The following is an 8,525-nucleotide window of genomic DNA, read 5'->3' as shown; positions in this document are numbered from 1 at the left end:
AGGAAGATGAAGAATAGGTTTCAGCCGGCGACCAGCTTTTCGGTTTACCCAGCACAAGGGCCAGCCACACAACGCTAAGCGTGAGCGTAATGAAATAAAATAAGTTTGCGCTTTCAAATGTCTGCATATACCAGCCTCCGGCAATCGGGCCAAGAATGCTGCCGAGACTGAATGTAATGCCGCAAAGCAGGTTCCCCGCCGGCAGCAGGTGCGGCGGAAGAAGATCTGTCATATAGCTGATGCCAAGTGTAAAGGTTGATCCGACTGCCATTCCCGCGATAAAAAAGCAGCAGCCGATGACGAAAGGCAAAGGGAATACGCCGGCGATGAAAAAGCAGAGCGCCCCTGTCAGTAAAATGACAAGCAGCACATTCCGCCGCCCGTATTTATCGCTGAGGATGCCGAGCGGAAACTGAAAAATAATGCTTCCAATCGCAAATGCTGGAAGGATCAGTGCCACCGCATCTACTGAGATCCCCAGCCGGAGCGCGTATACAGGAAAGCTTCCGTTTAGCGCCGTCTCCAGAAAGCCATAGCCAAATGTAGGCATAAAGGCAACCCATCCAAACAGCATGGCTTGATAAAACCGCCTGAAACTATTGTCTGATTTGGTTTCGTAAGGACTAGTTTCCGGGTATGCATTTTGTAGAAAGAAAACAAAAAGCCATGCAAACAGGCTGAAGCAGCCGGACACGATAAAAGGAAGCGCCGGGCTCAGCTTGACAAACGGAACCATGAACGGGCCCGCAGCAAAACCAAGGCCGAAGGAAAGCCCGTAAACAGACAGATTTCTTCCGCGGTTTTGTTTTGTTGACATGGAGGTCACCCACGTTTGTGTAGAAAAATGAAGCATGTGGTCGCCGATTCCGATGAACAGACGAAGCAGGAACCAGATCCAAACGGACTGAAGCCAAATAAATCCGAACAAGCTTACAATCACAATGCTTCCGCCAATAACAATCAGCGGCTTGAATCCGAGCTTTCTGAGCGGCGCTTCCATAAACGGCGAAGCCAAAAGCACGCCGATATACAGTCCGGTCGCGTGCAGGCCGTTGATGGCAGCCGATTCCCCATTTGTTTCAAAAATAATCGAGATGACAGGCAGCAGCATGCCTTGTGAAAATCCGGAAATGGAAACGAGCAAGACAAGGATAAAAAAATGAAATCGTGACATCGTGTTTGTTCTCCTTATATGGAATCTATGTTGATCGTACAACGATTTCCAAAACCAGGCAACCTGAAAAAAGCCTATATCACAGTAAACATTTGACCTCGTGTAATCATGATGATTTTTGTGAAGAATAAAAATAAAACAAGTCATACAAAAGGAGTTAACTCACCATGAATCGTATCTTTTTTATTTTAGTAGCAGCGGGGATACCGCTTTCTGTGATCGGCAGTTTCATGCATTGGCCTTCTGCCATTCTTTTTGCCGTCTATTGTGTAACGATTATCGCCCTTGCGAGCTATATGGGGAGAGCGACGGAAGCGCTGTCCATCATTGCCGGCCCGCGAATCGGCGGATTGTTGAACGCGACATTCGGAAATGCGGTTGAGCTGATCATTTCCATTTTTGCATTAAAGGAAGGTTTGACCGGGATCGTGCTTGCCTCTTTAACCGGGTCAGTGCTGGGGAACCTGCTGCTGGTCGCGGGCCTATCATTTTTTGTCGGCGGTTTAAAATATAAGCGTCAGGAATTTAACATCCATGATGCCCGCCATAATTCAGGACTTTTGATTTTTGCCATCATTGTCGCTTTTGTCATTCCGGAGGTATTTTCCGTTGGTATGGGCGACGTCAGCAAGCTCAATTTAAGCATTGGAATCAGCATCATTTTGATTCTGTTGTATGTAGCGGCTCTGTACTTTAAACTCGTCACGCACCGCGGTGTATATCAGCCGAACAATGCCGCCCAGCATGTGGAAGAGGAGGAGCCGGAATGGTCAGGGAAGATTGCCACAATTGTTTTGTTTGCAGCAACGATTGCCGTGGCATACATATCCGAAAACCTGGTCCACACCTTTCACTCGGTGGCAGAGCAGTTCGGATGGAGCGAGCTGTTTATCGGGGTCATTATCGTTGCGATTGTCGGTAATGCCGCGGAGCACGCGTCCGCGATTATTATGGCCTACAAAAATAAAATGGATATTGCAGTTGAAATCGCAGTCGGCTCGACGCTGCAGATTGCTATGTTTGTCGCGCCGGTTCTCGTCATTTGTTCCATCTTTTTCCCGGTAAGCATGCCGCTTGTCTTTACACTGCCGGAGCTTGTTGCGATGGTATCAGCCGTTCTCTTAATGATCGCCATTTCGAATGACGGCGATTCCAACTGGTTTGAAGGAGCAACCCTGCTTGCCGCCTATATCATTATGGCGATCGGCTTTTTCCTGCTTTAACCTGAAAAAATGATGGATAACAACAATGCGGGATGAAAAGACTAAGGGAAAATGCCATAGAAAGAGTGATATGATGAAAAAGCTATTTCATTCCACACTTATTGTGTTGTTATTCTTTAGTTTTTTCGGCGTTCAGCCTATCCACGCGAAAAAGCAGTTTAAGGTTCCTAATTCTGTAGCAAGCATTTCGAAGGAAAACACGTATCCAAATGCTTCACAGGATCAGCCGATGCTTCAGCCGAGTAAACTGGCAAAGGAATTGCTCGATCATTCTGAGGTGAAGATTGAAAACCCGCACCTTATCAAAATGCTGAATGAGTCCAACATATCCGGCACACCGCTTGCGGTTGGCTATCGGGCGACAATATTTCTCGGGAAATGGGCGCTCGGCTATGAATCAAATGAAACAGTCGCGAACTGGGAATATAAAAAAATCAATACAAACCGTGCGGATAACCGCGGCGGGAAAGAAACGGCTGAAATGCATTATGCCCAGGAACAGCAGTACAAAGTGAAGGGCGGACTCACAGCTAAGGTTCCAAATGCCGAAGATGTCAGAAGCATGATGATGCTGAAAGCGATGAAGAAAACGAATCTTCCGCTGGCATTTGAAACGGTCGTCGGAGCGGGCACGAAACGGGATCAAATTTATAAAGTAGCTCCTAAAAAATTAGGTTATCTAAACGCATATGCACCGGCTGTGAATGAAAAAGGAAAAGTGACTTACGGAGAAGTGTACTTAGTGCTGAAGGGGAATAAACGAAAACTTGTCGTGAAGAATGTCACATCACAGGGAATCGGCGCCTGGATTCCGGTTCAAGATCACGTCACGTTTGGCTTTCAGCTTTCCTCGCAGCCAAGATAAATAAAAAAACTGATTCCAACTCGGAATCAGTTTTTTTATTGCGTTCTCTCGATTCTGACCGCTTCCTCAAGCATTTGCACATTGTTTTGGTACAGCTGGCGAACGAGAACCCGTCTTGCTGCAAGGCTGGCGCTGAAATAATCATCATCTTTCACCATGCCTTTTACAGTAAATTCAACGCCGCGGTTGATTTTATTTAATGCGGTGATCCCGTGGATTTGAAACGGTTCTGTCGGATTGCCGAATTCATCGCGCTTCAATGAATCCTGAAGCTCTTCATTCAGCATGTCACATGCTTCTTCCAATACGCTGTACACGCGGTCCGGATCTTCCTTAAAGCTAATGAGAAAGGATTCGGTAATCCGCATAAAATCAATATTATAGTTCTCTATCTGTCTGACCTCACCGTTGCTGATGGTGAGCAGCTTCCCGCTCCATTCCCGGATCTGCAGTGAGCGAAGGCCGATTTCCTCTACAGTACCGTTAAACAAATTGTTGACGGTGACATAATCGCCTTTGTGCAGCTGGCGTTCATAAATTAAGAACACACCTGCCAGCACATCTTTAATCAGCGATTGGGCGCCAAAACCAATGACGATACCGGCCACGCCTGCCCCGGCTAAAATTTTGCCGAAATCATGCACAAATAAAGATATAACGTAAAAGATAAAACCAATCGTCGCCGTATACTGGGTGACAGAACGAACCAAGCTTTCAATTGTTTTTTCTTTTCTTTCTTCAATGAAATCCGTCCGTTTAAAAAATAGCTGTACCAGCCGGTTGATGATAAAAACACCAATCCAAAGGATAACGGCAACGAGGAGAATATCAACGATTTTATTTTGAAAAATCTCCGTAAGGGTTTCTTCCATCCGCATCTAACTCCTGGCTTGACGTTTTGTGAAATCTGTATCTTGATAATAACTGTTTTTGACGAGCACATTCGGCCCCAAGCATCGGACATTCGGGCAATGGCAATTCAGCTCTTTTGCAAGCTTCGTCTCTCTCCATTTTTCATAGGCGGAAGGGAGGCTGTCCGTTTGAATATTGCCAAGCGGCGGTGTATCACCGAAATCGGTCACGATAATGTTTCCGTCGAAAATGTTCACATTCAGGCGGGAACGCCCGTCAGGGTCATTTCTCACCGTAACATTTTTCGCCGCGCGAAGCCGGCGAAGCAGCTTTTGATCTTCTTCATCCGGGCTGCAGGCATAAAACGGCAGTGTCCCGAACAGCATCCACGTCTTTTCGTCGCGAATATCCAGCAAGCGGTGAATGGCCTGTCTCATCTCTTTCAGGCTGAGAGAATCAAGAGCGCTTGCGAAATCGCTCGGATACATCGGATGGACTTCGTGGCGCTGACATTTCATATCTTCTGTGATTTGGCGGTGAATATGCTCAATATGTGGAAGTGTGCGTTTATTCAGCATTGTTTCCGCAGATACCATCACTCCGGCCTCTACGAGCGTGCGGCTGTTTTCGATCATTTTTTCAAAATAACGTGCGCGCTGCTCGAAGGTTGGTTTTCTGTCCATCATGGCAAAGCCAATTTCAGCGAAATCCTCAACTGTACCCCAGTTATGAGAAATATGTAGCACATCAAGATACGGAATGATCCATTCGTATCGTTCAATGTCGAGGGTCAGGTTTGAATTAATCTGCGTTCGTACGCCCCGCTCGTGTGCATATTTTAATAATGGAACGACGTATTCCTTTACTGATTTTAGCGAAAGCATCGGCTCTCCGCCTGTAATGCTGATGGACCGCAGGCGCGGAATTTCCTCCAGTCGTTTTAACAAAAGATCTATTGGCAGAGCATTCGGGTCTTTAGGCTGCAATGTATAGCCTACAGCGCAATGCTCACATCTCATATTGCACAGTGTCGTCGTTGTAAATTCAACGTTTGTCAGCTGCATGTCTCCATACTGGTCAACATCCATATAGGCTTCCCAAGGGTCAAACTCGGGTGTGATCGGACGCAGCTTCGTGTTTTGTGTCATGACTATCTAACTCCTTTATAAATGGGGCATACTAACGCTGCCAACAGTTAATTTTAGACCTGATTTGACAAGTTCGCAAGTAGCGAAGCAATTGAAAAAGGGCAAAAAATGAGCTACCATAATAAAAAATGAATGGAGGAGCAGAATGGGGAACGCAGTAAACAATAAGGACCAGCAGCTAGATTATTTAAAAAACAGACTTGATATGTTTATGAACGTCATCGATTCATTAGACCCTGAAGCAACCGACGTTGAAGATATAGACAGGCTCATCAGCATGCTTGATGACCTTGAAGCCAAATACGAACGCTTTAAAAAAGATTGGGAATAAAACCGCGCACGCCGCGGTTTTTTCTATTGGCATAAAGCGTCAGTATAAAACGAAGCGCCTTTCTGTAAAATAAGAAAAAATGCAGAAGGAGCGCTGGCCATGAAGTGGATGTGTTCAATATGCTGCGCCGCCGTTTTGCTTGCCGGCGGTGCAGCACAGGCGGGAGCGGTGCCGAATGAGCCAATCAATTGGGGCTTTAAACGCAGTGTCAATCATCAGCCGCCTGATGCCGGGAAGCAGCTGAACAGCTTAATTGATAAATATGACGCGTTTTATTTAGGGAATACAAAGGAAAAAACAATTTATTTAACGTTTGATAACGGCTATGAAAATGGCTATACGCCAAAGGTGCTTGATGTCTTAAAAAAACATCGCGTAACAGGAACATTTTTTGTCACTGGACATTTTGTGAAGGATCAGCCCCAGCTGATCAAGCGTATGTCAGATGAAGGCCATATTATCGGCAACCATTCCTTTCACCATCCGGATTTGACCACAAAAACAGCTGATCAGATCCAGGACGAGCTTGATTCCGTCAACGAAGAGGTCTATAAAATTACGGGAAAGCAGGATAACTTGTATTTGCGCCCGCCGCGCGGCGTGTTCAGTGAATACGTGCTGAAAGAAACAAAGCGCCTCGGCTATCAAACCGTTTTCTGGTCAGTCGCTTTTGTCGATTGGAAAATCAACAATCAGAAGGGAAAGAAATATGCCTACGATCATATGATCAAGCAGGCGCATCCAGGAGCTATTTACCTGCTTCACACTGTATCAAGAGACAATGCCGAAGCACTGGATGATGCGATTACAGATCTGAAAAAACAGGGCTACACATTTAAAAGCCTTGATGATTTGATGTTTGAGAAAGAGATGAAGCTGCCGTCTTTGTAAAAAGAAAGCCTCTCCTTAAAACGGAGAGGCTTTTCTCATTATTTTATACATTTAATTAGTGCGGCCCAATCCAGATCTCCGAAGCCTTGTTCAATCCCGCTTTCAAAATGGCTCTTGGCCAGCTCGGCAAGAGGAAGGTTTGCAGCGACTTGTTCTGCGGCGGCGAGTGCCAGATTGGTATCTTTCAGCCCTAAAGACATTTTGAAACCGGCCGGCTCAAATTTCTCCTCGGCCATGATGGTTCCGTAATTTTGATAGACTGGAGAGCCAAAGAGCGCGCTGGCAATTTCTAAAAATTGTTTTTGTTCTAAACCGTATTTCTCCATCAGTAAGAATGATTCAGATAACGCCTCCAACATGGACACAAGCAGGAAATTGATGCTGATTTTGGCCGCATTTGCTGTCTTGCTTTCTTCGCCGACATCAAATACCTGCTGGCTCAGGCTGTCGAGCAGAGGCTTGGCTGTTTGCTTCGCTTCCGCCGGTCCGGCTGTTATGATGCGGAGCGCAGCTTTGGCGGCGGCATCCGGTCTGCCGAGCACAGGAGCGGAGAGGAAGGATTGTCCTTTTTCTGCATGAGCTGCGGCGAGCTTTTCTGAGAACTCAACACTGATCGTGCTCATCGAGATGTGAATGCCGTTCTCCGCTAATCCTTTAATCAGCCCGTCCTCTCCGAATGTCACAGCACTGACAGAATCGTCATCCGAAAGCATCGTGATCACAATATCGGCGGATTCTGCCGCCTGTCGCGGTGTGTCAGCTGCCTGCGCGCCTTCTGATGCTAGTTCCTCTGCCTTTTGTTTCGTCCGGTTATATACAGTCAATTCGTAGCCTGCTTGAAGCACATTTCGGGCAATGGGCTGCCCCATATTGCCAAGTCCGATGACAGCAATTTTCAATCTGATCACTCCCTGAATATTTTTTCCATTATAAACAAAAGAACATGATATGCCAACAAAAAAAGAACAGCTTCACGCTGTCCTCATTTAAATATATTGAACCATCCTTTATGTACAAACCATATCAGCATCCCGATCACAAGTGCAGCCATCAGGCCAAGCACGGCGAAATACCCGTATTCCCAATGCAGCTCCGGCATGTTGTCGAAGTTCATGCCATATACGCCGGCGATAAAGGTAAGCGGGATGAAAATAGTCGATACGATCGTCAGTGTCATCATAATCGCGTTCATCCGATTTGAGTTCAGTGTCACGTAGCTGTCACGCAAGTCGGACGTCATGTCACGGTTGGATTCCACAATCTCAGATAATTTTAACAAATGATCGTATATGTCGCTGAAGTAGGCTTTCGTTTCGCGCTGCTCTTTCACATGGTCAAGGCTTAAAATCCGGTAGAGCAAATCACGCATCGGAATAATCGTCCGTCTCAAATGCAAAAGATCTGTCCTGAGATCAAATACCTCGTTCATTAGCGTTCCATAGGTTTTATGGGGACGGCTCTCTTCAATTTCGTTCAGCCGGTCTTCAATTTTGTATACGAGAGGAAAATATTCATCAACAAGCTGATCCATGATCATATAAGAAATGTGCCCAGGGCCTTTTTTAAATATGTCCGGTGAAGCATACAAACGCTCCCGGACTTTGGCAATACCGGGCGTTTCGTGTAAATGAAAGGTGACGACAAATTTGTCGCCTTGAAAGATATCGACTTCCTCCGTCTCCAGCGTTTCCTTATTCAGCGCATGAATCACGTAAAACCGATAGCCGTCATAATGGTCAAGCTTCGGCCGCTGCATATGCTGGAAGCAATCCTCAATGGCAAGCGGGTGAAAATGAAAAAAATCTCTCAATAACGCCGTTTCCGTATCCTCCGGGCCGTAAAAATCAACCCAGTACCACGCAATATCAGGCTGTTCCACTCGTTCGATCGGTATATTTTTCAGCAGCTGATGCTCTGTTGTAATTGCCGTAATGTTGATCATAAACAACCCTCCACCTGCCATTATATCATGTGGCCTTTATGAGAAAAGTATACGGTGTTCTGCCTATTTTCAGCGGCGTGTTATACTGAACAAAAAACG

9 protein-coding genes are annotated in these 8,525 nt (G+C 46.1%); 4 read left to right on the top strand and 5 right to left on the bottom strand.

Annotated features, from left to right (window positions below; all coding sequences use genetic code 11):
- A partial coding sequence (locus MOC09_RS08430) for an MFS transporter (RefSeq protein WP_268370185.1) occupies positions 1–1,174 on the bottom strand: 1,174 nt, incomplete at its 3' end.
- A gap of 167 nt (positions 1,175–1,341) precedes the next feature.
- Here MOC09_RS08430 and cax point away from each other — a divergent pair.
- Together cax and MOC09_RS08420 are read left to right on the top strand one after the other, a co-directional pair.
- Positions 1,342–2,397 carry a calcium/proton exchanger gene (cax, locus tag MOC09_RS08425; protein WP_268360935.1) on the top strand — a complete coding sequence of 352 codons (1,056 nt, stop codon included), beginning with the start codon at positions 1,342–1,344 and terminating at the stop codon, positions 2,395–2,397.
- Positions 2,398–2,467: 70 nt separating this feature from the next.
- Positions 2,468–3,262: a YfkD famly protein gene (locus tag MOC09_RS08420; protein WP_268360934.1), complete on the top strand. Its 795-nt coding sequence runs from the start codon at positions 2,468–2,470 to the stop codon at positions 3,260–3,262.
- A gap of 35 nt (positions 3,263–3,297) precedes the next feature.
- Here MOC09_RS08420 and mscC read toward each other — a convergent pair whose 3' ends face one another.
- Positions 3,298–4,140: a mechanosensitive ion channel protein MscC gene (mscC, locus tag MOC09_RS08415; RefSeq protein WP_268360932.1), complete on the bottom strand. Its 843-nt coding sequence runs from the start codon at positions 4,138–4,140 to the stop codon at positions 3,298–3,300.
- A complete protein-coding gene (gene yfkAB, locus MOC09_RS08410) occupies positions 4,141–5,262 on the bottom strand; it encodes a radical SAM/CxCxxxxC motif protein YfkAB (RefSeq protein WP_268360930.1) in 1,122 nt (373 codons plus the stop codon).
- Positions 5,263–5,407: 145 nt separating this feature from the next.
- Between yfkAB and MOC09_RS08405 the strand changes: the two genes are divergently transcribed.
- Positions 5,408–5,593: an SE1561 family protein gene (locus tag MOC09_RS08405; RefSeq protein WP_003239829.1), complete on the top strand. Its 186-nt coding sequence runs from the start codon at positions 5,408–5,410 to the stop codon at positions 5,591–5,593.
- A 99-nt stretch (positions 5,594–5,692) separates the two neighbouring features.
- Positions 5,693–6,484 carry a delta-lactam-biosynthetic de-N-acetylase gene (gene pdaA, locus MOC09_RS08400; RefSeq protein ID WP_268360928.1) on the top strand — a complete coding sequence of 264 codons (792 nt, stop codon included), beginning with the start codon at positions 5,693–5,695 and terminating at the stop codon, positions 6,482–6,484.
- Between the two features lie 38 nt (positions 6,485–6,522).
- On the opposite strand, the gene MOC09_RS08395 is transcribed toward pdaA, so the two are convergent.
- Together MOC09_RS08395 and corA are read right to left on the bottom strand one after the other, a co-directional pair.
- Entirely contained in the window at positions 6,523–7,383 is an 861-nt protein-coding gene (locus MOC09_RS08395) for an NAD(P)-dependent oxidoreductase (RefSeq protein ID WP_268360926.1), read from the bottom strand.
- An 83-nt stretch (positions 7,384–7,466) separates the two neighbouring features.
- A complete protein-coding gene (corA, locus tag MOC09_RS08390; protein ID WP_268360924.1) occupies positions 7,467–8,426 on the bottom strand; it encodes a magnesium/cobalt transporter CorA in 960 nt (319 codons plus the stop codon).
- Positions 8,427–8,525: the final 99 nt, after the last annotated feature.

Origin of the sequence: Bacillus sp. N12A5 (assembly GCF_026790125.1) — a bacterium.
GTDB lineage: Bacteria > Bacillota > Bacilli > Bacillales > Bacillaceae > Bacillus.
This window is presented reverse-complemented; position numbering and strand designations above follow the sequence as displayed.